The 24,982-nt window shown below is 43.3% G+C and carries 22 protein-coding genes and 1 tRNA gene; 20 read left to right on the top strand and 3 right to left on the bottom strand.

The features are described from left to right. Window positions 1-73: 73 nt before the first annotated feature. Window positions 74-158, top strand: a tRNA-Leu gene (locus tag FCV43_RS19320). Between the two features lie 242 nt (window positions 159-400). Here FCV43_RS19320 and FCV43_RS19315 read toward each other — a convergent pair. Next, the gene (locus tag FCV43_RS19315; RefSeq protein ID WP_136996084.1) at window positions 401-1,555 is read right to left on the bottom strand and encodes a 2-octaprenyl-3-methyl-6-methoxy-1,4-benzoquinol hydroxylase; all 1,155 of its coding nucleotides are present in this window, start codon (window positions 1,553-1,555) and stop codon (window positions 401-403) included. Window positions 1,556-1,836: 281 nt separating this feature from the next. On the opposite strand from FCV43_RS19315, the gene miaB reads away from it, so the two are divergent. From miaB to lnt, 5 genes are all read left to right on the top strand, one after another. Next, the gene (gene miaB / locus FCV43_RS19310; RefSeq protein ID WP_136996083.1) at window positions 1,837-3,261 is read left to right on the top strand and encodes a tRNA (N6-isopentenyl adenosine(37)-C2)-methylthiotransferase MiaB; all 1,425 of its coding nucleotides are present in this window, start codon (window positions 1,837-1,839) and stop codon (window positions 3,259-3,261) included. 92 nt (window positions 3,262-3,353) lie between these two features. Continuing rightward, window positions 3,354-4,421 (top strand): PhoH family protein, encoded by a 1,068-nt coding sequence (locus FCV43_RS19305; RefSeq protein ID WP_017051693.1) that lies wholly within the window; start codon window positions 3,354-3,356, stop codon window positions 4,419-4,421. A gap of 38 nt (window positions 4,422-4,459) precedes the next feature. Further along, entirely contained in the window at window positions 4,460-4,924 is a 465-nt protein-coding gene (gene ybeY, locus FCV43_RS19300) for an rRNA maturation RNase YbeY (protein WP_017051694.1), read from the top strand. A 72-nt stretch (window positions 4,925-4,996) separates the two neighbouring features. Further along, complete coding sequence (corC, locus tag FCV43_RS19295) at window positions 4,997-5,890, top strand: CNNM family magnesium/cobalt transport protein CorC (protein WP_017051695.1); 894 nt, start codon at window positions 4,997-4,999, stop codon at window positions 5,888-5,890. Between the two features lie 39 nt (window positions 5,891-5,929). After that, window positions 5,930-7,453 carry an apolipoprotein N-acyltransferase gene (lnt, locus tag FCV43_RS19290; protein WP_136996082.1) on the top strand — a complete coding sequence of 508 codons (1,524 nt, stop codon included), beginning with the start codon at window positions 5,930-5,932 and terminating at the stop codon, window positions 7,451-7,453. Between the two features lie 84 nt (window positions 7,454-7,537). Here the strand turns inward: lnt and FCV43_RS19285 are convergent, their stop codons facing one another. After that, the gene (locus tag FCV43_RS19285) at window positions 7,538-8,008 is read right to left on the bottom strand and encodes a zinc ribbon-containing protein (RefSeq protein ID WP_017053032.1); all 471 of its coding nucleotides are present in this window, start codon (window positions 8,006-8,008) and stop codon (window positions 7,538-7,540) included. A gap of 178 nt (window positions 8,009-8,186) precedes the next feature. On the opposite strand from FCV43_RS19285, the gene leuS reads away from it, so the two are divergent. The 12 genes from leuS to lipA all read left to right on the top strand — a co-directional run bounded on the left by leuS (window position 8,187) and on the right by lipA (window position 20,830). Continuing rightward, entirely contained in the window at window positions 8,187-10,763 is a 2,577-nt protein-coding gene (leuS, locus tag FCV43_RS19280) for a leucine--tRNA ligase (RefSeq protein WP_017053031.1), read from the top strand. 185 nt (window positions 10,764-10,948) lie between these two features. After that, complete coding sequence (gene lptE, locus FCV43_RS19275; protein ID WP_084654812.1) at window positions 10,949-11,536, top strand: LPS assembly lipoprotein LptE; 588 nt, start codon at window positions 10,949-10,951, stop codon at window positions 11,534-11,536. An 8-nt stretch (window positions 11,537-11,544) separates the two neighbouring features. Beyond that, window positions 11,545-12,582 (top strand): DNA polymerase III subunit delta, encoded by a 1,038-nt coding sequence (gene holA / locus FCV43_RS19270; RefSeq protein WP_017053029.1) that lies wholly within the window; start codon window positions 11,545-11,547, stop codon window positions 12,580-12,582. An 85-nt stretch (window positions 12,583-12,667) separates the two neighbouring features. Then, on the top strand, window positions 12,668-12,985 hold the full coding sequence (gene rsfS, locus FCV43_RS19265) for a ribosome silencing factor (protein WP_017053028.1): 318 nt from the start codon (window positions 12,668-12,670) through the stop codon (window positions 12,983-12,985). Window positions 12,986-12,989: 4 nt separating this feature from the next. Beyond that, window positions 12,990-13,460: a 23S rRNA (pseudouridine(1915)-N(3))-methyltransferase RlmH gene (rlmH, locus tag FCV43_RS19260; protein WP_029203417.1), complete on the top strand. Its 471-nt coding sequence runs from the start codon at window positions 12,990-12,992 to the stop codon at window positions 13,458-13,460. 6 nt (window positions 13,461-13,466) lie between these two features. Then, window positions 13,467-15,350 carry a penicillin-binding protein 2 gene (mrdA, locus tag FCV43_RS19255; RefSeq protein ID WP_113796463.1) on the top strand — a complete coding sequence of 628 codons (1,884 nt, stop codon included), beginning with the start codon at window positions 13,467-13,469 and terminating at the stop codon, window positions 15,348-15,350. Then, complete coding sequence (gene rodA, locus FCV43_RS19250) at window positions 15,350-16,471, top strand: rod shape-determining protein RodA (protein ID WP_017053025.1); 1,122 nt, start codon at window positions 15,350-15,352, stop codon at window positions 16,469-16,471. The genes mrdA and rodA overlap by 1 nt, the downstream gene beginning before the upstream one ends. Window positions 16,472-16,474: 3 nt before the next feature. Next, on the top strand, window positions 16,475-17,299 hold the full coding sequence (locus FCV43_RS19245; RefSeq protein WP_136996081.1) for a septal ring lytic transglycosylase RlpA family protein: 825 nt from the start codon (window positions 16,475-16,477) through the stop codon (window positions 17,297-17,299). A gap of 83 nt (window positions 17,300-17,382) precedes the next feature. Then, window positions 17,383-18,564, top strand: coding sequence for a serine hydrolase (locus FCV43_RS19240; RefSeq protein ID WP_017053023.1), 1,182 nt, complete (start codon window positions 17,383-17,385; stop codon window positions 18,562-18,564). A 128-nt stretch (window positions 18,565-18,692) separates the two neighbouring features. Next, complete coding sequence (gene ybeD, locus FCV43_RS19235; protein WP_017053022.1) at window positions 18,693-18,968, top strand: DUF493 family protein YbeD; 276 nt, start codon at window positions 18,693-18,695, stop codon at window positions 18,966-18,968. A gap of 232 nt (window positions 18,969-19,200) precedes the next feature. Beyond that, window positions 19,201-19,860, top strand: a complete 660-nt coding sequence (lipB, locus tag FCV43_RS19230) for a lipoyl(octanoyl) transferase LipB (protein ID WP_136996080.1) — start codon at window positions 19,201-19,203, stop codon at window positions 19,858-19,860. Between the two features lie 4 nt (window positions 19,861-19,864). Beyond that, window positions 19,865-20,830 (top strand): lipoyl synthase, encoded by a 966-nt coding sequence (gene lipA / locus FCV43_RS19225; RefSeq protein WP_017053020.1) that lies wholly within the window; start codon window positions 19,865-19,867, stop codon window positions 20,828-20,830. A gap of 202 nt (window positions 20,831-21,032) precedes the next feature. Here the strand turns inward: lipA and glyA are convergent, their stop codons facing one another. Beyond that, on the bottom strand, window positions 21,033-22,283 hold the full coding sequence (gene glyA / locus FCV43_RS19220; protein ID WP_136996079.1) for a serine hydroxymethyltransferase: 1,251 nt from the start codon (window positions 22,281-22,283) through the stop codon (window positions 21,033-21,035). Between the two features lie 348 nt (window positions 22,284-22,631). Between glyA and FCV43_RS19215 the strand changes: the two genes are divergently transcribed. Both FCV43_RS19215 and FCV43_RS19210 read left to right on the top strand, forming a co-directional pair. Further along, window positions 22,632-23,234: a YitT family protein gene (locus tag FCV43_RS19215; RefSeq protein ID WP_029203416.1), complete on the top strand. Its 603-nt coding sequence runs from the start codon at window positions 22,632-22,634 to the stop codon at window positions 23,232-23,234. Between the two features lie 82 nt (window positions 23,235-23,316). Next, the gene (locus FCV43_RS19210; RefSeq protein ID WP_136996078.1) at window positions 23,317-24,882 is read left to right on the top strand and encodes a winged helix-turn-helix domain-containing protein; all 1,566 of its coding nucleotides are present in this window, start codon (window positions 23,317-23,319) and stop codon (window positions 24,880-24,882) included. The last annotated feature ends 100 nt before the right edge of the window (window positions 24,883-24,982 follow it).

The raw sequence follows: 24,982 nt of genomic DNA, 5'->3' as shown, positions 1-24,982 counted from the left end.
AGACTTACCAATAGTCTTCCTAACTATATACTCTTCGCTAGGTTATTTGCTTAGTTGAGAGGAAAGACTTGCTGCGGTCGTGGCGGAATTGGTAGACGCACCAGATTTAGGTTCTGGCGCCGAGAGGTGTGAGAGTTCAAGTCTCTCCGACCGCACCATTATTTCTTGTAAAAGAAAATTAGAAACCCAGCTTTTTAGTTGGGTTTTCTTTTATCTGCTGTTTATCTATTTCTACCAGTCCCCATTTCTTTCTATACCTACTTATTTCTATACCTACTTCTTTCTAAGTCTATTCCCCTGTCTATATGTTTCTTCAGCAATAAAAAAGAGCCTATTAAAGACTCTCTTCTACTCTATTTACTCTTCGAGTTAGTTAAACTTACAGCATTGGCCGAAACCGCTACAACCCTAACGCATATTTCAGAACTTGCTGCTTAATTGGTCCTGAGTTTTCAGCCACTTTAAGCACTGCATTTCTTACCACCTTTAAAGGCATAAGATCATTGCTGAATGTTTTGTAGAAAAAATCCATCCCGCTTTGCATCAATAAATTATCACCACGGCGACATCGCTCGTATTTTCTCAGTAAGTCAGTAGTGAGCTCATCTTGTTCAGCCGTTATATCTAATAATGCTGCAACATCTTTAAAGCCAAGATTAACCCCTTGTCCTGCTAATGGGTTAATCGTATGTGCAGAGTCACCCACAAGAACACATCCATTCTTGTGATATTGCTGAGCATGACGACGAGTAAGCGGAAACGATCCGGTTTGAAGTACTTTGATATCACCTAACTCGCGAGGGAAAACACTCACAATTTCATTACGCAATTGTACATGGCTCATATTCATTAGCTGCTTAACTCGCTTTGGTGAATCATACCAAACGAGTGAACCTTGATTCCCACACAATGGTAGGAATGATCGAGGCCCTGAAGGGGTAAACTGTTGCCACGTAATATCTTGCTGCGGAAGTTCCGTTTCAACATTAATTAACATGCAGTGCTGACGATAATCCCATGCGGTTACGCCTATATTTGCTTGTTGCCTAACTACAGAATTAGCTCCATCAGCACCAACAACCCAATTAGCTGTGAGTTTGGTTCCTGATTCTAGGGCTATTTGATTCTCTTCGACTCCGAATGCAATTGATTTCAATTTATCCGGACAGAAAAGGGATAATGAAGGTTGCTGTTCAAATTGCTCCCATAATCCCAATTGAATCAAACGATTTTCAACAATATAACCAAGCTGGACTAAATTAACGTCATCAGAACTAAAGCGAGTTCGGCATTCAGGGTGTTCCCACGTTTCCAAACGACGATATGGGCACACTCTCATTGAAGAAACAGCCTCCCATGCCCCTAACGAGCTCAATAGATTCACTGATGTCTGAGATATTGCAGAGATTCGAGTGTCCATTGGTTGGTCATGTTCGTAACCTTTAGGGCGAGCCCCCTCAATAAGAGCAACGCTCCTGCCCTGCTTTGCAAAACCAAGTGCAATCGCAGCACCAACCATGCCACCGCCCACCACTGCAATATCAAATTTGTTCATTTTTTACACTTCATCATGTTGATTTATCGCCTATTTTTAATTGTACGATTTCGTAACCTTATTGCGAAACTATTTAACGATAAAACTGCCCTTTTTGAGCAGTGAACACCTTGTGGAATGGTGGCTTGAAGAGATTTGCGTCGACTACTAGTCAGTTGGTTTTTAAAGCAGTACAATACGCGGCTTGCCGCCTGAGCACAGCTATAGCTGACATATTCTAGGCGGAGAAATACTGGGCGATTTGCTCCCTTAAATTAAACTAACGATCGAGCGAACAAAAGATGAGTAAGAAACTGCTAATAAAAACTTGGGGCTGCCAGATGAACGAATACGATTCATCAAAAATGGCTGACCTGCTAAATGCTGCAAATGGCTACGAGCTAACAGAAGTACCTGAGGAAGCAGATGTACTCCTACTTAATACTTGTTCGATCCGTGAAAAAGCTCAAGAAAAAGTATTCCACCAGCTTGGTCGTTGGAAAACACTGAAAGATAAGAAAGAAGGCGTTGTGATTGGCGTCGGTGGTTGTGTTGCGACTCAAGAAGGCGACCATATTCGTCAACGTGCACCTTATGTAGATGTAATTTTTGGCCCACAAACGCTGCACCGTCTGCCAGAGATGATCCGCTCATCGCTATCAAACGAAAAACCAGTGATGGATATTTCTTTCCCTGAGATCGAAAAATTCGACAATCTTCCTGAACCAAAAGCAGATGGCGCAACGGCGTTTGTCTCTATCATGGAAGGCTGCTCAAAGTACTGTACTTACTGCGTTGTGCCTTACACTCGTGGTGAAGAAGTGAGTCGTCCGATGGATGATGTACTTTTTGAAATTGCACAATTAGCAGAGCAAGGCGTACGTGAAGTTAACCTGCTTGGCCAGAACGTAAACGCCTATCGTGGTCCTATGTTTGACGGCGATATTTGTTCATTTGCTGAATTACTACGTTTAGTGGCTTCTATCGATGGCATCGACCGTATTCGTTTCACCACTAGCCACCCGCTAGAATTTGGTGACGACATCATTGAAGTATATAAAGATACTCCAGAACTTGTGAGCTTCTTACACTTGCCAGTACAAAGCGGCTCAGATCGTATTTTGACCATGATGAAGCGTCCTCATACTGCTATTGAGTACAAATCAATCATTCGTAAGCTACGTAAAGCGCGTCCAGATATTCAGATCAGTTCAGATTTCATTGTTGGCTTCCCTGGTGAAACCGACAGAGACTTCCAAGACACAATGAAGCTGATTAAAGAAATCGACTTCGATATGAGCTTCAGCTTTGTCTTCTCTCCTCGCCCAGGCACTCCTGCGGCAGACTACCCATGTGATACTCCAGAGCAAGAGAAGAAAGAACGTTTGTACGAACTACAACAAACGGTCAACGCTCAAGCGATGCGTTTTTCTCGTCTAATGTTAGGTACAGAGCAGCGTATTTTAGTGGAAGGCCCGTCGAAGAAAAACCTTATGGAACTTCGTGGCCGTACTGAAAACAGCCGTGTGGTTAACTTCGAAGGCTCGGCAGACTTAATTGGCCAATTCGTTGATGTTAAAATTACCGATGTTTTCACTAACTCATTGCGCGGCGAACTGATCCGTACAGAGAAAGAGATGGATCTTCGAAGCGTTACTTCTCCAACAGAAATGATGGAAAAAACACGAAAAGAAGATGAATTAGGCGTTGCAACCTTTACACCCTAGTTGCAAAAGCATAATCTCAAAATAACAATATAATGTATCAATAAAGCCCGATGTCCTCGGGCTTTATTAGATAGTCTGAATGTGAGGTCGCATTGAGCAATAAAATAGTAACTTTAGAAATTGATCTAGAACCTTCTGACAACCGCCGTTTATCCAGCCTTTGCGGTCCTTTCGACGATAATATCAAACAGCTAGAGCGTCGCTTAGGCGTCGAAATCAACCATAGAAATAACTATTTCAGTATTGTTGGTAAGGCATATTCAGCCTCTGCTGCACTTGATATTTTAAAGACGCTATATGTTGAAACCGCTCCTGTCCGTGGTAATACTCCCGACATCGAACCGGATCATATCCACTTAGCGATCAAAGAGTCTGGTGTATTAGAGCACGTTGCCGATTCAGTCATGGAGCACGGCAAAGAGGTGTTCATCAAGACCAAGAAAGGCGTCATCAAGCCACGAACGCCTAACCAAGGCCAATACTTGGTCAATATGGTCACTCACGACATTACCTTTGGTATTGGCCCTGCTGGTACGGGTAAAACCTACCTGGCTGTTGCGGCTGCGGTAGATGCACTAGAACGTCAAGAAGTTCGTCGCATTCTACTGACGCGTCCAGCGGTCGAGGCTGGAGAAAAGCTAGGATTTTTACCGGGCGATCTAAGCCAAAAAGTCGATCCATACCTACGCCCTCTTTACGATGCTCTATTTGAAATGCTTGGTTTTGAGCGTGTTGAAAAATTAATTGAGCGTAACGTCATTGAAGTTGCACCGCTGGCCTATATGCGCGGACGTACTTTGAACGATGCCTTTATCATTCTTGATGAAAGCCAAAATACGACTATCGAACAGATGAAGATGTTCTTAACTCGTATTGGTTTTAATTCGCGAGCGGTAATTACTGGCGATGTTACCCAGATAGACTTACCACGTGGCGCGCGTTCAGGTTTACGCCATGCCATTGAAGTGCTCAGTGATGTCGATGAGATTAGCTTCAATTTCTTCCTAGCTGACGATGTTGTACGACATCCAGTGGTTGCTCGTATCGTTAACGCTTATGAGAAATGGGAAAACAACGATCAAAAAGAGCGCAAATTAATAGAACAGCGCCGCCGTGAAGAGCGTGAATCTGCCCTTGCACAAAATACGCAGACAAACTAATTCAATTATTATTACGCACTAAGATTACTGGTGAACCAATGTCAATCGAACTAGATCTACAATTAGCGGTCGAAAATGAAAGCGGCCTTCCAAGCGAGAAAGATATTCAGGGATGGTTAGACAAAACCATCACTCAATTTCAACCTCAAGCTGAATTAACGGTTCGTATTGTGGATGAACAAGAAAGCCACCAGCTAAATTATGACTACCGTGGCAAAGATAAACCAACGAATGTGTTATCTTTTCCTTTTGAAGCGCCTCCGGGTATCGAGATCGATCTCTTAGGTGATCTCATCATTTGCCGCCAAGTTGTCGAAAAAGAAGCAGAAGAGCAAAGTAAGCCTCTACTGGCACACTGGGCGCATATGGTTGTACATGGTAGCTTGCATCTGCTAGGTTATGATCATATCGAGAACGATGAAGCTGAAGAGATGGAAAGTCTCGAAACAGAAATCATGCAATCTATGGGTTATGACGACCCGTACATCGCAGAAAAACAGTAGTATTAAGTATTTAACTTAGATCTACTTTATGTGTGCTATCACACATCTGATAGCGTTATTTTTTGAGAAATCATGAACGAAGGTAACCCCCCCACTTCTGAGGGAAGTAAAAAGTCTGAAGGTCCGAGTAGAAAGTCCTTCTTAGAACGCATAGGTCAAATATTTCAAGGTGATCCAAAAGATCGCCAAGAGCTCGTAGATGTTATTCGAGATTCTGAAGTTAATGACCTTATTGACCACGACACCCGCGACATGCTTGAGGGTGTAATGGAAATTTCCGAAATGCGAGTACGTGACATCATGTTGCCACGTTCGCAAATGGTTACAGTAGAACGCACTGATGATTTAGATACATTAATTGCGTTGATTACTGATGCTCAACACTCTCGCTACCCAGTGATCAGTGAAGACAAAGACCATGTGGAAGGCATTCTATTAGCGAAGGACCTACTTAAGTACTTAGGTTCAGGAAGCGCACCATTCGATATTGAACAAGTGATCCGCCCTGCGGTGGTTGTTCCCGAAAGCAAACGCGTTGATCGACTATTGAAAGAGTTCCGAGAGGAACGCTATCACATGTCGATTGTCGTCGATGAATTCGGCGGTGTTTCTGGCCTAGTCACCATTGAAGATATCTTAGAAGAGATCGTTGGCGAAATTGAAGATGAATTCGACGATGAAGAAGAAGAGCTTGATATCCGTAAGCTGAGCAAACATACCTTTGCAGTTAAAGCTTTAACCACAATTGAAGATTTCAATGACACTTTTGGTACTCAATTCAGCGATGAAGAAGTAGATACTGTAGGTGGGTTGGTTATGACTAACTTTGGACACCTCCCTTCACGCGGAGAAATTGTCGAAATAGGTCGCTATAGCTTTAAGGTAACGGCAGCAGATAATCGAAGAGTTGTCCAATTGCAGGTAACAATTCCAGATGAAGAGCCTCTTCCGACTACCGAAGAGTAACGCTAGTTTCTTTATATAGAGAACATAGAAAATAATTAGATGAATAATAAACTTACTCATCGCCTACTACGGCCGCTTGCGGCCGTTTTTGTTGGCGCAACAACCACACTTGCCTTTGCTCCATATCAAATCTGGCCGTTAGCCATTCTCAGCCCTGCCATTTTTTTCCTGTTAATTCATAATCGCAGCCCTAAAAGTGCATTAGCGATTGGTTACGCTTGGGGAATTGGTCAATTTGGTGCTGGCATCAGTTGGGTATACGTCAGCATTGCAGGCTTCGGTGGAATGCCACTCATTGCTAACCTATTTCTCATGGCGATGCTGGTCGGCTATTTAGCCATTTACTCAGGCTTGTTTGCTTGGTGTTTAAACAAATTCTTCCCACATACTCAACAGCGCGGATCTCGATCTCGATATTTTCTCGTGCTGCCAGCTCTGTGGTTAGTCTTCGACTGGCTACGAGGCTGGGTAATGACGGGCTTCCCGTGGCTTTGGCTGGGTTATAGTCAAATTGATGGCCCCCTCGCCCCGTTTGCTCCTATTGGAGGTGTGGAGTTACTGACTCTTTTAATTGTCATTTCTGCATCTAGCTTAGCCTATGCAATCATTCATAAACGTTGGGCAGTCTCAATTATCCCAATGGTGATCCTTGCATCAGGTTTTGGAATTCGAAACATCGATTGGGTAACACCAAACCCAGAAAAAACAACGTCGGTGGCACTTATTCAAGGTAATATCGATCAAGAGCTAAAATGGTTACCAAGTCAACGCTGGCCGACCATCATGAAGTACACCGATCTAAGCCGTGAAAATTGGGATGCCGATATCGTCATCTGGCCAGAGGCTGCAATCCCGGCTTTTGAATCTGAAGTCTCATCCTTTCTAAGCAACTTAGATTCAGCGGCCAAAATGAACAGCAGCGCTATCATTACAGGTGTGGTTAACCAAGCTGAAAACCGAAAGTATTACAATAGTGTACTAGCAATAGGAACCACGCCTTACGGTGACTACCGCTATGATGTAAATCAGCGTTACCATAAACACCACCTATTACCATTTGGCGAATTTGTTCCTTTAGAAGCTCTATTAAGGCCATTAGCCCCTTTCTTCAACTTGCCGATGTCTTCGTTCAGTCGCGGTGATTTTGTGCAACCGAATATTGTGGCAAATGGGCGTCACTTAGCTCCTGCACTCTGTTATGAAATCATCTTCAATGAACAAGTTAGGCAGAACGTAACCGAAGAGACCGATTTTATCTTAACCTTGTCGAATGATGCTTGGTTTGGCCGCTCTATCGGGCCTTTGCAACACATGGAAATTGCGCGAATGCGTGCCCTAGAACTAGGCAAACCTCTGATACGTTCAACCAACAATGGCGTCACAGGTGTCACTGATTACAAGGGAAAGATAATTGAACTCGCACCACAATTTGAGACCGCGGTTCTTAACGCTGAGTTAACCTCAACGGATGGCATGACACCGTATCGAACGGTAGGCACTTGGCCGCTATATATTTGGGTACTATTAAGTTTATTGATAGGTTGGAAATTCAGAAAAGAATAATCTAAGCCCTATCGTAATGGCATTAAAAAGGAGGTATGAGTGGATCATACCTCCTTTTTTTAGCTATAAAGCCAACTGGCCTCGCTATGGTTTTAACGCCTGGCGACTAAACCCGTTATTACCACAACGAGAACAGGTTGAAATAATGGTTGGGTGGCTATATTGCACTTTATGTCCGCAGTTTTCACAGACCAAAATACCAAGCCCTATCACCTCTCCTGATTGATAAAGCCCCTGATGTTCTAAATCTTTAAATAACTCGACCCATTCAACTTTGGTTCGGTCGGTAATTTCCAGTAACCCCTGCCAGATAGTATCAGTGATCATCAAATAAAATGGACCGCTTTTACTCTCTTCATAATTATCAGCAAACTCTTTCAAGTCAGATTTAACATAGGCAGAAACTAATGAGAGCTCATCTTTTGTCATATCATTGGCAGCATTAACAACTTTGCCCGAGGTTTCAAGCACATTGCCTATCTCATCAGGGCTGTGTTTGAGAGTTTCAACCACATCCTCTAGCACTTCTTCATAACCTTTTTTACGCTTTGGCATACCCCACCTCCGTGAATTTACCTTCATTCTATTGATCATAGTAGAACTCTTCGCCTACAGATAACCAATGGAATAGGTATTTCTATTGTTGTACTACGCTCCTTTAGGTATTCTATGACGATCAACTAGATTCTGTTCTAACCGAACTCACAAATTCCAAGATAACCGGATACCATCGATGCAAGAACAATATAACCCGCAAGAGATTGAACAAAAGGTTCAACAACACTGGGATAACAGCGAGACTTTCGTTGTAAGTGAAGACCCAAACAAAGAAAAATTCTACTGTCTTTCTATGTTCCCTTACCCAAGTGGCCGACTGCACATGGGTCACGTGCGTAACTACACCATCGGTGATGTGGTATCTCGTTTCCAACGACTGCAAGGCAAAAATGTTATGCAACCTATTGGTTGGGATGCATTTGGTCTACCTGCTGAAAACGCAGCAGTAAAAAACAAAACCGCTCCAGCACCGTGGACTTACGAAAACATCGAGTACATGAAAAACCAACTTAAGCTTCTTGGCTTTGGTTACGACTGGAAACGTGAATTCGCGACTTGTACTCCAGAGTACTACCGCTGGGAACAAGAGTTCTTCACTAAGCTTTACGAAAAAGGCCTAGTGTACAAAAAGACTTCTTCTGTTAACTGGTGTCCAAACGACCAAACTGTTCTTGCGAACGAGCAAGTAGAAGACGGTTGTTGCTGGCGTTGTGACACTCCAGTAGAACAAAAGAAAATTCCACAGTGGTTCATTAAAATCACTGAGTACGCTCAAGAGCTACTAGACGACCTAGACAACCTTGAAGGTTGGCCTGAAATGGTTAAAACCATGCAGCGCAACTGGATCGGTCGCTCTGAAGGTGTTGAGCTATCTTTCGCTGTTAACGGCGAAGAAGCACCACTAGAAGTGTACACAACTCGCCCAGATACACTAATGGGTGTTTCTTATGTTGGTATAGCTGCAGGTCACCCTCTTGCAGAGAAAGCATCTAAGAACAACCCTGAGCTTGCTGCATTCGTTGATGAATGTCGCAACACTAAAGTGGCAGAAGCAGAACTCGCAACGATGGAAAAGAAAGGTATGGATACTGGCCTAACAGCTATCCACCCTCTTAACGGTCGTGTTGTTCCTGTTTACGTAGCAAACTTCGTTCTTATGGATTACGGCACAGGTGCGGTAATGGCGGTTCCTGCTCACGATCAACGTGACTACGAGTTCGCAACTAAGTACGGCATCGATATCATCCCAGTAATCAAACCTGAAGACGGTTCTGAGCTAGATGTGTCTGAAGCAGCTTACACTGAGAAAGGTGTACTGTTCGATTCTGGTGAATTCGATGGCCTTGCGTTCCAAGAAGCGTTCGATGCAATCGCTGCGAAGCTAGAAGCTGAAGGCAAAGGTAAGAAGACAGTAAACTTCCGTCTACGTGACTGGGGTGTGTCTCGTCAGCGTTACTGGGGCGCTCCAATCCCAATGGTAACCACTGAAGATGGTGAAGTTCACCCTGTACCAGCAGACCAACTGCCAGTGATTCTTCCTGAAGATGTAGTAATGGATGGAGTTACTAGCCCAATCAAAGCTGACAAATCTTGGGCTGAAACCACATTCAATGGCGAACCTGCGCTACGTGAAACTGATACGTTCGATACGTTCATGGAGTCTTCATGGTACTACGCACGTTACTGTTCACCACAAGCTGACGACATTTTAGACCCAGAAAAAGCAAACTACTGGTTGCCAGTTGACCAATACGTTGGTGGTATTGAACACGCTTGTATGCACCTGCTTTACTCTCGTTTCTTCCATAAGCTTCTACGTGATGCGGGGTATGTGACGTCTGACGAACCGTTCAAGCAACTACTATGTCAAGGCATGGTTCTGGCTGATGCGTTCTACCACACCAACGAGAAAGGCACGAAAGAGTGGATTGCTCCAACTGACGTGACTATCGAGCGTGATGGTAAAGGTCGCATTGAAACAGCGGTTGATAACGAAGGTCGTAACGTAGAACACTCAGGCATGATCAAAATGTCTAAGTCGAAAAACAACGGTATCGACCCGCAAGAGATGGTAGACAAGTACGGCGCTGATACAGTACGTCTATTCATGATGTTTGCATCACCTGCTGATATGACGCTTGAATGGCAAGAGTCTGGCGTTGAAGGCGCTAACCGTTTCCTTAAACGTGTTTGGAAACTGGTTCACGCTCACTCTTCTAAAGGTGCAGCTGAAACTGTTGATGCTTCTTCTCTATCTGGTGACCAGAAAGCACTTCGTCGTGATATCCACAAAACTATCGCGAAAGTGACAGACGATATTGGCCGTCGCCAAACGTTCAACACTGCGATTGCGGCAATCATGGAACTGATGAACAAGCTTGCAAAAGCACCTCAAGAATCAGTACAAGATCGCGCAATCCTTGATGAAGCGCTTAAAGCAGTAGTTCGCATGCTTTACCCAATGACTCCACACATCTCTTACGAAATGTGGATTGCACTTGGTGAATCAAACGTAGACTCAGCAACATGGCCAACGTTTGATGAGAAAGCGCTAGTGGAAGACGAGAAAACTATCGTTGTCATGATCAACGGTAAGCTACGTGCGAAGCTAACGGTTGCTGCTGACGCAACAGAAGAACAAGTTCGTGAACTTGGTCTAAACGATGAGAACGCTAAGAAGTTCCTAGATGGCTTAACGATTCGTAAAGTTATCTTCGTACCAGGCAAGCTTCTAAACATCGTAGCTAACTAAGATTGCGACATGAATTTAATGTGGCAGATTAATTACGAACTATTTTGTAGTTAATCTGTCTTTAAACAGGACAGCCATTACTGTCCTGTTTATTATTCAAACTAACCAACTATTTATCTCAACCTATTTCATTAGCACAACAGTGGGCTGAGATAAGTATTCCACTACATGAGAGCCATCAAACAATGCGCCTATTTTCCCTACCGTCAATGAAGATTTCACTTGTTGTCTTACTTACTAGTTTAGTCAGTGCATGTGGCTTCCACTTACGTGGCGAATACTCCATCCCACAAGAGCTTGCAACACTCTCACTAACCAGTTTCGACCAATATAATGAGTTAACTCGTGATGTTAAAGATCAGCTAATACTTAACAATATCACTCTTGTAACACCATCGAACACCACTCCCAATATTCACCTCATCGATGAAAGCATCGATGAACGGACTCTTTCTCTATACCAAAATAGCCAAGCCGCAGAGAAAGAGCTGACCTATAAAGTCTCTTATCGAGTAACTCTACCAACTATCGGTTCAGACGTTTTTTCCACTACCGTTAATCGTAATTACTTAGACAACCCATTAACGGCCCTAGCAAAATCAGTTGAACGAGATGTCATTGAAAGTGAAATGCGTACACAGGCTGCCGCTCAGATCATCCGTCAGCTTGCTCGAACTCGAACTCAAATAAGTGAAGCTGAGCTAAAAAAATCTCGTGATATCGCGACGTCAAGCTTGCCTAATAGCAATAACCAATCAACAAGCAGTAATTAAGATCAATAATGCGCATTTATGCAGACAAATTAACCGAGCACCTTAGCCGTCAACTTCAAAACGTCTATTTGCTATTTGGTAATGAACCATTACTGCTTCAGGAAAGCCGCGAAGCGATTCAACATATCGCTAAAGAGCAAGGGTTCGATGAAAAACATCGATTTTCAATTGATAACAGTTTGGATTGGAATCAAGTTGCGGATTGCTGCCAAGCACTTAGCTTGTTTTCTTCTCGCCAAATTATTGAATTAGAGCTTCCAGAATCAGGCGTAAATGCGGCAATAGCAAAAGAGTTACTCGCACTATCAAGCTTGCTTCATAGCGATATTCTACTGATCCTTGTCGGTAGCAAACTGACGAAAGCGCAAGAAAATGCCAAATGGTTCAAAGCCCTCTCCGCACAGGGTGACTGGGTCAGCTGCTTAACGCCAGACATCCAGCGTCTACCACAGTTTGTTCAAGCTCGTTGTCGAAAATTAGGCTTAAAGCCAGATCCAGAAGCACTACAAATGCTTGCTCAGTGGCATGAAGGTAACTTATTTGCACTGGCTCAGAGCTTAGAAAAATTAGTTTTACTCTACCCTGACGGACAACTTACGCTCGTTCGCTTAGAAGAAGCCTTAAGCAGACATAATCATTTTACGACTTTTCATTGGATCGATGCCCTATTAATAGGCAAAGCCAATCGGGCACAGCGGATATTACGTCAGCTTGAAGCCGAAGGTGTCGAAACGGTCATTCTACTTCGAAGCATTCAAAAAGAGTTCAGCCTACTGCTTAGAATGCATCAACAATCGAAGCTGATGAATATGGCTCAAGTCTTTGAAAAAAATAGAATATGGCAATCAAAGCGACCGTTTTATAATGCCGCGCTTCAGCGTTTATCTGTAGCTAAGATTCATCGACTGCTCATTTTACTGACTCAAATAGAGCTCACAGCAAAAACACAATATGAACATTCACCTTGGCCACAATTAATACAGTTAAGCCTAGAAGTGTGTAAGCCTGAGCATGAGATACCGTTCTCGACCGCTTTTCACAACTAAAATCGTGGTATACACTGCCCGCGAAATGAATTTCATTTTTACCATTTTATTTAAAGCTTATATCTAAGCCCCAGAGGAACACACCGTGTTACAAGCAGAATTGAACAACTTCTTAGCTGATAAAGCTGACGACATGAAAGCAGAAAACATTGTTACGATTAATGTAGAAGGCAAATCAAACATCACAGATTACATGATTGTTTGTACGGGCACTTCTAAGCGCCATGTCGCTTCTATCGCAGAACATGTAGCCGATGAAATGAAAAAATCAGGTATTGAACCTATCGCAATTAGCGGTGAGCAAGAAGGTGAATGGGTCGTTCTAGATTTAGGCACAAGCATGTTGCATGTGATGCAAGAGGAACACCGTGAGCTTTACCAACTAGAAAAGTTGTGGAGCTAGTCTTTTGAAAATTCAATTAATCGCAGTCGGAACAAAGATGCCCAAGTGGGTAGAGGAAGGCTTTCAAGAATATCGTCGTCGATTCCCACATGACATGCCACTCGATTTAATTGAGATTACAGCAGGCAAGCGCGGAAAGAACGCTGATATTGCTCGTATTCTGCAAAAGGAAGGGGAAGCGATGTTGGCTGCCGTACCTAAAGGCAACCGCATTGTTACGCTCGATATCCCAGGTAAGAAATGGGATACCGAACAGCTAGCTGGTCAATTAGAGAGTTGGAAGTTAGACGCTCGTGATGTCTCTATCCTAATTGGTGGACCTGAAGGGTTAGCACCGGCTTGTAAAGCGGCAGCTGAGCAGAGTTGGTCTTTATCTGCACTCACACTTCCTCACCCCCTTGTTCGAATCGTTATGGCTGAAAGCTTATATCGAGCATGGAGTATTACAACTAATCATCCGTACCACCGAGAATAATTTGTAATGTTACGCAGACGTAGCCAAATACGAGATTACAAAGCAGAAGCACGGCTATTTTCTAGCCGTGCTGTTGTATCATTTATTGGTATTATTGTGATGATGGGGCTTCTCATTGCAAACCTATACAACATCCAAGTCAACCAATACCAAGATTATAAAACTCGCTCTAACGACAATCGCATTAAAGTCGTTCCTATCGCGCCCAACCGTGGCCTGATTTATGATCGTAATGGTGTATTACTTGCCGAAAATCGCCCTGTTTATAATTTAGAACTCACCTCTGAAAAAATTAAAAACATCGATGAGACGATTGAACGTCTTCGAGCAATTTTAGAGATCTCTCCAGAACGAGTGGCTCGCTTCAAAAAAGAGAAAAGACGCGCTCGCCGTTTTAAGTCGGTCCCGTTATTAACTCAGTTAACAGAAGAACAAGTCGCAATCTTTGCAGTTAATCAGCACAAATACCCTGGGGTTGAAGTGACTGCAACACTAAAGCGTTTCTACCCTTTTGGAAGAGAACTTACTCACGTTATTGGTTACGTGTCTCGCATCAATGACCGCGATATGCAGAAACTGATTCGAGAAGAGAAAGACTCCAATTATCAAGCAACCCGTGATATCGGGAAATTGGGCATCGAAAGCTATTACGAAGATGTCTTACATGGGATTGCCGGCTACCAAGAAGTGGAAGTCAATAGCCGCGGGCGAATTATCCGAACTCTAAAATATGTTCCTCCTGTGCCAGGGAAAGATATTGTTCTTAATTTAGATATTAAGCTACAACAGTACGTCACTAAATTATTAGATGGACGCCGAGGCTCTGCCGTTGTTCTGGATCCGAAAGACAATGGCGTACTTGCGATGGTCTCTAGCCCAAGTTATGACCCCAATGCATTTGTGCATGGAATATCGGTGAAAGGTTATAACGCACTACTCAACAACCCAGACCGCCCACTGGTAAATAGAGCCACACTCGGTATTTACCCACCAGCATCAACCATTAAGCCCTTTATTGCTGTCGCGGCATTAGAGGAAGGGGTTATTACACCAAGTACAACACGTAACGATCCCGGTTATTGGAAAATACCCAACTCAAAAACCAAACCATTCAGAGACTGGCTTCGCTGGGGACATGGCAAAGTTAACATCTCCAAAGCAATTGAAGAGTCTGTGGATACCTTTTTCTATCAAATCGCGTTTGATCTGGGGATCGACCGCCTATCTCGTTGGATGATGATGTTTGGCTTTGGTGATTACACTGGCATTGATATCAACGAAGAGAGCAAAGCCAATATGCCAACCCGAGACTGGAAAATGGGCAGACACAGAACACCATGGTATCAAGGTGATACTATTCCTGTTGGTATTGGCCAAGGTTATTGGACGGCAACACCAATGCAAATTGCCAAGGCAACATCAGTATTGGTGAATGATGGCCAAGTGACAGCTCCTCACCTATTGCGTTCAACCATTGAGAATGGCGGCGAATTTTCTTCTCAACAACTTTCTGAGATCGTGACTTACCCGCCTATCACTAACGTGCCTACTCGTTATTGGGATATCGCAAAAGATGGGATGCGCCGAGTGAATCACGGCAAAAAGGGAACAGCAAGACGCTCATTCCAAAAAATGTCTTATGTGTCTGCGGGAAAATCGGGGACCGCACAAGTATTCGGCCTTAAAGAAGATCAAGAGTACAACGCAGATGAGCTCGCGGAACATTTACGCGATCACGCATTATTTACCGGTTTTGCCCCAGTTGATGATCCACAATTGATCGTGACCCTAGTTCTTGAAAATGCAGGCGGCGGTTCAAGCAATGGTGGCCCTGTGGTGCGCAAAATTTTCGACCATGTCATTCTCAATTCGAAAGAGGCTAACAAGTAATGAAACTGGATCCATCAACCGGTCGCAATCGAATTTTATTTGAGCGCTTCCACATTGATTTGCCTCTCCTTCTTGGCTTACTTGTGCTTATGGGGTTTGGTCTCATTGTGATGTATAGCGCCAGTGGTCAGAGCCTGGCGATGATGGATCGCCAAGCGATGCGTATGGCTTTAGCCTTAGGGGTTATGCTTTTTTTAGCGCAGATCTCTCCGAGAACCTATGAAACGCTTGCGCCCTTACTTTTTGTCAGTGGCGTGGTTCTACTGCTAGGCGTACTGTTTTTTGGTGAGGCTTCAAAAGGGGCACAACGCTGGCTTAACCTAGGCTTTGTTCGATTCCAACCATCAGAATTACTCAAACTTGCAGTACCATTAATGGTCGCTCGCTTTATCGGTAAGCGATCGCTCCCACCGACCTTTCAAACGCTCGTAATATCATTAGTGATGGTATTTCTTCCCACTATTTTGATTGCAAAACAGCCGGACTTAGGAACCTCAATCCTCATTGCTGCTTCTGGCATTTTTGTGATCTTTCTGGCTGGTATTAGTTGGAAGATCATCGCAGCTGCCGCAACAGCCTTAGGTTGTTTTATCCCTATCCTGTGGTTCTTTTTGATGCGTGAATATCAGAAGGTTCGCGTAAGAACACTCTTTGATCCGGAATCTGATCCTCTCGGAGCGGGTTACCACATTATTCAAAGTAAAATCGCCATCGGGTCAGGTGGCATCTCAGGCAAAGGGTGGTTGCAAGGTACTCAATCACAATTGGAGTTCCTTCCAGAGCGACATACTGACTTTATCTTTGCAGTCATCGCAGAAGAATGGGGCATGATAGGTATTTTACTCCTATTAACGCTTTATCTATTTATCATCGGTCGTGGGCTATTCTTAGCGAGCCAAGCTCAAACCGCTTTTGGGAGAATGATGGCTGGTAGTATCGTTCTCAGTTTCTTTGTCTATGTTTTCGTAAATATAGGCATGGTGAGCGGCATTCTTCCCGTAGTTGGTGTACCACTGCCCCTGATAAGCTATGGTGGAACCTCTATGGTGACACTTATGGCAGGTTTCGGTATGTTAATGTCGATCCATACACATAGAAAAGCATTCTCAAAGGCAACATAAATTATGACCATGCGCAGCTGTTTCATTTTCGCTCTATTTGGCACCGTTTTAGTTGGGTGTACCTCAACTAAAGAGGATGCTAGCCGCTACTCAATAGATAATGATATTGCCCCTGATGCCCCACTGACTGTTGACCATATTGAAGATGCACATCCAAAATATGAACCTTACAGTCTAGGAGGGAATACGGACTACACACTCAGAGGGAAAGATTACAAAATAATCAAAAATACCAATGAGTTTAAACAGCAAGGAAAAGCCTCTTGGTACGGAGAGAAGTTTCACGGGCACCTAACTTCAAATGGTGAGATTTATGACATGTATTCCATGTCTGCCGCCCATAAAACGCTACCGATTCCTAGCTATGTTAAAGTCACCAATACGGATAATGGAAAATCAGCCGTTGTTCGAGTCAATGATCGTGGTCCTTTTCATGAAGGTCGAATCATAGATCTTAGCTATGCCGCCGCTTATAAACTCGATGTCGTTAAAACAGGGACAGCAAGTGTCGAGATTGAAGTGATCAATATCGATAAACCAGTAGGCGAACAAGCCAATAAGCTACTGCCTAAGTACATTATTCAAGTTGCCACTTCAAAACATCCTGAACGTACCCGAACTTTAGCGGATGAATTAGGTCAAAAACTATCAGTTGCTAGTTTTCTTGAGAGTACAGAGCAACAGCACCGAGTGTTCCTTGGCCCATTTAATGACTACGCTCTGACGCAGACAACTTTAGAACAAGTTAAAATGTTGGGCTATTCATCCGCTTTTATCAAAAAGCATACGCCAAAATTAACAATGAGTAACACTATTGACAATGAGTAGCACTGCTTCTAGTGTTACCATTTCTGACTTGCCAGAATGATTCTGTTAAGATACCGACAGTTAACCAAAGAATTGCACCCAAAATGAACAAAACTAAAAAAATCGTTACATCTATTTTAACTTCATCGGTCGCGCTTTCTGCCTCTATCGCATTTTCAGCGTTTGCCGCTCCTATTGTCGTACCTGACGCTCCGCAAATCGCAGCGAAGGGTTTTGTTCTAATGGACTTCCATTCAGGGAAAGTTCTCGCGCAAAAAGAGATGAATACCAAACTGTCTCCAGCGAGCTTAACCAAAATGATGACTAGCTACGTCATTGGTCAGGAGTTAGATCGCGGAAATATCAGCCTACAAGATGATGTCGTTATTAGCCAAAATGCTTGGGCTAAAAACTTCCCAGACTCCTCAAAGATGTTCATTGAAGTTGGCACAACGGTAAAAGTAGAAGAGCTAAATCGCGGCATTATTATCCAATCAGGTAACGATGCCTGTGTTGCGATGGCTGAACATATTGCAGGTTCTGAAGATTCATTTGTCGATTTAATGAATGCTTGGGCAAGCTCAATTGGCATGACAGACACACACTTTGCTAACGTGCACGGCCTAGACAACCCTAATTTATACTCAACACCTTACGATATGGCTTTACTTGGCCAAGCGCTTATTCGTGATGTGCCAGCAGAGTACCGAATCTACTCTGAGAAGAAGTTCACCTACAACGGTATTACTCAATACAACCGTAATGGCCTTCTTTGGGATAAAAGCATGAATGTGGACGGCATTAAAACTGGCCACACAAGTAATGCTGGTTACAGCTTAGTTAGCTCAGCAACGGAAGGTAAAATGCGCCTTGTTGCCGTTGTGATGGGAACCAAAAATGCCAACGCTCGTAAATCTGAAAGTAAGAAATTACTGGGTTACGGCTTCCGCTTCTTCGAAACAGTCGCACCGCACACGGCTGGTGAAACGTTTGTTGAAGAGAAAATTTGGATGGGTGACAAAGATACCGTTGCTCTTGGTGTAGATACAGATACATATGTAACTTTACCTCGCGGCCAAGCGAAGAACCTAAAAGCGAGCTTTGTTCTAGAGAAAGAGCTTGAAGCGCCAATCAGTAAAGGTGATGTTGTCGGTAAACTTTTCTACCAAGTTGATGGTGAAGATGTCGCTGAATACCCACTGCTTGCACTTGAAAATGTAGAACAAGGCAGCCTATTTAGCCGCTTATGGGATTACATCGTATTACTGCTAAAGGGCTTGTTCTAACTTAGAATTTGTTCTTTCTAATAACAAAAGCCGCTAAATGCGGCTTTTGTTGTTCTTGAGTTCCAACCTCATTGCCAGTAATATCCCGCCCTTGTTATCGAAAATTGCTTTCCAACTTGGAGTCAAACATGAACATTAATTCTGATGCTAAACTAAAAGACCTACTGGAATTTCCTTGTTCGTTTACGTACAAAGTAATGGGTTATGCTAAACCAGAACTGCCTGAGTTGGTTTTAGAAGTTATCCAACGCCATGCACCAGGAGATTACTGCCCAACAGTAAAACCTAGTGGTAAAGGTACTTATAACTCAGTGTCCATTAATATTACGGCGACCTCTATCGAACAAGTCGAAACTCTATACAAAGAGTTAGGCGAGATTGATATCGTACGTATGGTTCTGTAATTCGGTATATCACCAGATTCCGAACAAAAACATCAAACAGCGGCTCAATAGTCGCTGTTTTGCTATCTAGACATAAGTTTCTTATCTAGCAGACGACTGAAACGTAACAGTATTTAAAACCAGTTGTAACGATTACTACCAACATCTGTTAATTGATACGGATTTCCAGTAGTGAGAAATGCTTTTCGAGTTTATAATGAAAACACTTTATTAATCCTTGAGGGAACGCGGTTTGCACAATCAACTGATCGTTAAAAAGTTAGGCAGACAAGATTATGAACCAGTCTGGAAAGCCATGCATGATTTTACCGATACTCGTGACGAAAATTCAGTCGATGAAATTTGGCTTGTTGAACATAATCCGGTGTTTACTCAAGGGCAAGCGGGCAAAGCAGAACATGTCCTAAACCCAGGCGATATTCCGATAGTGCAAAGCGACCGTGGTGGGCAAGTGACTTACCATGGCCCTGGCCAACTTGTTGTTTATTTTCTAATTAATATTCGCAGGAAAAAATTCGGAGTGCGAGATCTCGTTACGCACATTGAGAATCTCGTAATTAATACGCTAAAAGCATACAATATCAATTCAGCCGCCCGACCTGACGCCCCAGGAGTCTACGTCGATGGTAAGAAAATATGTTCGCTTGGACTTCGCATCCGTAAAGGCTGTTCATTCCATGGACTGGCTCTCAACGTCAATATGGACTTATCCCCTTTCCTGCGTATTAACCCATGTGGTTATGAAGGTATGGAAATGGTTCAGGTGAGTCAATTTGGTGGTCCAGAAAGCCTAGAACCCGTAGAACAACAACTAATACAAGAGCTTGTGACTCTACTTGATTACGACCAAGTGGATATCCAAGCCGAAAGTAACATTACAGCAGAAGCATAAAATCATGAGCAAACCTATCCAAATGGAAAAAGGCGTTAAATACCGTGACGCTGAAAAGATGGCCTTAATTCCCGTTAAGAATATGCCAACCGAGCAAAAAGAAGTACTGCGTAAACCTGAATGGATGAAAATCAAACTTCCTTCTGACAGTAAACGTATTCAAGATATCAAATCGGCTCTGCGTAAAAACAAACTTCACTCGGTGTGTGAAGAGGCATCTTGTCCAAACCTCGCAGAATGCTTCAACCACGGCACCGCGACCTTTATGATTTTAGGCGCGATCTGTACTCGCCGTTGTCCATTCTGCGATGTTGCTCATGGGCGTCCAATTGCACCAGAAACGAATGAGCCACAAAAATTGGCGAAAACCATTCAGGATATGCAGCTTAAATACGTGGTGATCACTTCAGTTGACCGTGATGACCTACGTGATGGCGGCGCACAACACTTTGCAGATTGTAACCGTGAAATTCGCGCATTAAACCCAGAGATCAGAATCGAAACCTTGGTTCCTGATTTCCGTGGCCGTATGGATACTGCTCTTGAATTACTTAAAGACAATCCGCCAGATGTCTTTAACCACAACCTAGAAACAGCACCACGCTTGTACCGTAAAGCTCGCCCAGGTGCGAACTATAAGTGGTCACTCAACCTATTGAAGAAATTCAAGGAACAGCACCCAGATATCCCAACAAAATCGGGTGTTATGATGGGACTTGGTGAAACCAAAGAAGAGATCGTTCAAGTACTGAAAGACCTTCGAGAGCACGGCGTGACGATGCTAACTCTAGGTCAATACTTAGCACCTAGCCGTCACCACTTACCCGTGGAACGCTACGTGCCACCATCTGAGTTTGATGAGCTAAAAGAGATTGCTCTAGAGCTTGGCTTTACTCATGCTGCATGTGGGCCATTTGTTCGTTCTTCTTACCATGCAGATTTACAAGCTCAAGGCATGGAAATTAAATAATTCCGAGGACGAGAGACAGTGAATAGTCACTTCTCCCTGCTAGACGAATCCGATCTAAAAAGTTGATGTTTACCCATCAACTTTTTTTATGCCTATCACCTTTTCTCCAGTTCTTAGCATTTAGTTTTCAATTTTCTACAAATATAGCACGCACAAAAAAAGGAACGATTACCGTTCCTTTTTCTTTATTCTAGACATTCGATTATGCGTAAACAGGTAATCGCTTACAAATCTCTAATACCTTAGCTTTCGTCGCTTCGATAACGGACTCATCGCCCATGTTATCTAGGATGTCACAGATCCAACCCGCTAACTCTTTCGCGTCTGCTTCTGAGAAACCGCGACGAGTGATAGAAGGAGAACCGATACGAATACCAGAAGTAACGAATGGGCTGCGAGGATCATTTGGTACTGAGTTCTTGTTCACTGTTATGTTCGCAGAACCAAGTGCTGCATCCGCTTCTTTACCTGTGATGTCTTTATCGATTAGGTCGACAAGGAACAGGTGGTTCTCTGTTGAACCTGAAACGATGTTGTAACCACGAGCTAGGAATTCTGCAACCATTGCTTTTGCATTAGCAACCACACGTGTTTGGTATTCTTTAAATTCTGGTTCTAGAGCTTCTTTGAACGCTACCGCTTTACCCGCGATAACGTGCATTAGAGGGCCACCTTGACCACCAGGGAATACCGCAGAGTTTAGCTTCTTGTATAAGTCTTCGCCTTCATTAGAAAGAATAAGACCGCCACGAGGACCAGCAAGGGTTTTGTGCGTTGTTGTTGTAACAACATGAGCATGAGGTACAGGGTTTGGATAAACGCCAGCAGCAATAAGACCTGCAACGTGAGCCATATCAACGAAGAAGTAAGCACCAACTTTGTCCGCGATTTCACGCATACGCGCCCAATCACAAATTTGAGAGTAAGCCGAGAAACCACCGATGATCATCTTAGGTTTGTGCTCAATCGCAAGCGCTTCCATCTCTTCGTAATTGATCTGACCTGCTTCATCGATACCGTAAGGAATGATGTTGTAAAGCTTACCAGAGAAGTTTACAGGCGAACCATGAGTCAAGTGACCACCGTGAGCAAGGCTCATGCCTAAAACGGTATCACCAGCATTCAGTAGAGCCATGTATACAGCGTTATTTGCTTGAGAGCCTGAGTGAGGTTGTACGTTCGCGTACTCTGCACCAAATAGTTCACATGCTCGTTCAATTGCTAGCGTTTCAACTTTGTCAACGAACTCACAGCCGCCGTAGTAACGCTTGCCAGGGTAACCTTCAGCGTATTTGTTAGTAAGTTGAGAACCTTGAGCTTCCATTACACGTGGGCTTGTGTAGTTTTCTGAAGCGATTAGCTCGATGTGTTCTTCTTGACGAATCGTCTCTTCTTGGATTGCTGCGAATAGATCCGCATCGTAATCAGCAATGTTCATGTCACGCTTAAGCATCTGTATCTCCTGACTCAGATTGTACTGAAAGTTTCAAAAAAACCACTCAACGACCGAAAGCAAACGTTTTCGTAACCGTTTTTGATGAAATGCATTCTACATAATTTGATCTAGGTCATAAAGAGTAAATGCAAAATTTATCATGCAGTTTTTTCATAATGACATTCAACGCTCCTCATACTGAAACGACTTCACGCATGAGTCATTACATTGAGTGTCAATTTCACGTTTTACACCCTGTAAAACGCAGATTACATAGGTTTACCTTAATTTAACCTCTCAAGCTACCGAAAAGATCATCTTTTCTCTACTATGCACGCCATTATTAAGCAGTTAAAAATAAGAATGATGGAAAAACACTCACGTAAAGAAGATTGGATGGCAATACTGACAGGCACCTTTTTAGTTGCTCAGGGTGTTTTCTTCCTTCAGGCCGCGAACCTTTTAACCGGCGGCACAACAGGACTAGCACTATTATTAACCCAGTTCATTCCTCTGTCATTTGGCATACTGTATTTTGTGGCAAACTGTCCTTTCTACATTCTCGCTTGGCGACGTTTCGGACACCGATTTGCGATCAATAGTGCTATTTCTGGCGCGTTAGTTTCAGTTTTTGCCGATCATCTATATTTAGTGATCTCACTCGACACAATGAACATCATTTACTGTGCGATTGCAGGGGGATTACTGATGGGATTAGGCATGTTGATTCTATTCAGACACCGCTCAAGCTTAGGTGGTTTCAATGTACTTTGCTTGGTCATTCAAGACAAGTTTGGGATTTCAGTCGGTAAGACTCAGCTCGCTATCGATTGCTGTATTCTTTTCACATCTTGCTTCTTCGTTGCGCCAGAAGTCATTGCAGTCTCTGTACTAGGAGCTGTCGCGCTTAATGTCGTATTAGCAATGAACCACAAACCAACACGCTACACTGTGAAGTACGTATCTTAATACCAACCACCCTATGAATTACTAGCTGTTTTTAATAACAAAAACAGCTAGTATTTAGGTTTTATAAACCGTCGCCTTTTCTATGCAAGATTATCTCTCTAGCGCCAAAGACCAACAAGCCTCTATTTACATTGAAGGCTTGGAATTCAACCCCAACACACGAGTCTTAAGCTGCGGCGAACAGATCATAGATTTAGAACCTCGTTCTATCGAGCTCTTAGAGTTATTTCTTACCAGTGTTGGTCAACCGCTCGCTGCCGAGCACATCATTGAATCTGTATGGCAAAGTAACTTCATTTCCAAAAATGTTCTGACAAACAGAATCAGTACCTTACGTTCAGTACTTCAAAAATATCTGCCTGATAGCGATGCAACCAAAATACTGGTGACTTACCCACGCAAGGGCTATTTCCTTAACCCAAGCTCGATTAGCTTTGCCGCGGACTCCCCTGATACCACAGCGGGAGATGCAGCCATAGAATCTCCAACCAGTAAAAAAGGATTTAGCACCAATTCAGTTAACTCTTGGCTTGTTGTGGTGTCTTTGGTTTTACTGATCAACACTGCGATAATGGGTTATATGCTTTGGCAACCTTCGACTCGTGCTTCTGAAGTCGAACGCGACCAACGATTGATTCCTAAGGTCGAACTTCTCCTGAATCGATTGGATGCCATTGGCGATAATTCCAGAAAATACCGAAAAGTCGTAAAAGCATTGCTACTTCAACAGCAGATTGAATACGCCTACACCGATCTTGCTAACCAAGATGCGCCAAGCTACTTCCTTGACCCTATAGATAGCTCTCCCTTCTTTCCGGGTGCAAAGAACATGCGTACCAGTGATTACCTGCTTAACATTCAGCTAAAGGATCAAGAAGTAGATAAACGCCTTGTCGCTAAAATAAGCCTGATTTACCCAAACTCAGGGAAACTGGCGTTTGGTGGGGTTTACTCTATTGATGTTAATAATATCAGCAGCAGCGTTATGGAGATCAACCGAAAGTTAGCTAACTACTTTGCTCTGCCCGCACCATTGTCGCCAGAATGGTCAGTCGACAACACTGAAGTCAGCGAATTGCTGAGTGGTAAAACCATCACGTTTGATGACATCAAACTCAACACCATGACCTCTACTCTGATTGCGCGACAACTTGCTCTATTTGAAACGGATCAGAAGAAGCTCATTGCATTCACCAATCTTGTTCAAACTCGATTTAAGTTACTACCGGACGAACTCAAACTGTGGGTTGGTACCATTCATTTCAAACTGAGAGACCTGCAAACCGCAAAAGAACTCCTAACCAATACCTCAGGAAACTCTACGATCGAAAATGCGTTGGTTTATATGATGGTTTCTCACATTGCTTATAAGCAAGGCAACATGGATAAGTTCCGCCTCAACTACATGGAGTCTCTGGTTGCGTTATTAAGAGTGGTTCCATCCGAAGATCTATTCGCTCGACTATCTAAACCTGAATCTAAATCGACCTGCCTACAGCCTTGGAAGAGCTTAAAGCTGAGCGTTAAAGAGCCTCTGATCATAAAGCAGTGGGAAAACTTAATGCTTAACTACTGCACCGCTGTCGGGCAGCAGTTCTCAAAGGACAACAAAAAGCCCTTTAAAATAAATAACTTAAATATAAATTAAGATCTTATGTGACTTCGTTTTTTGCCCTATTTACTCCTCAAGCAATAGCATTCTTAAAAACATCGGGCCCACCAAGGGCTTTCAACTTTAGGAATGTTCA

It is taken from the genome of Vibrio genomosp. F6 (genome assembly GCF_005146325.1).
Classification (GTDB): Bacteria; Pseudomonadota; Gammaproteobacteria; order Enterobacterales; family Vibrionaceae; genus Vibrio; species Vibrio cortegadensis.
Note: the sequence above shows the minus strand (reverse complement) of the source record. Positions and strands in the feature narration are given on the sequence as shown.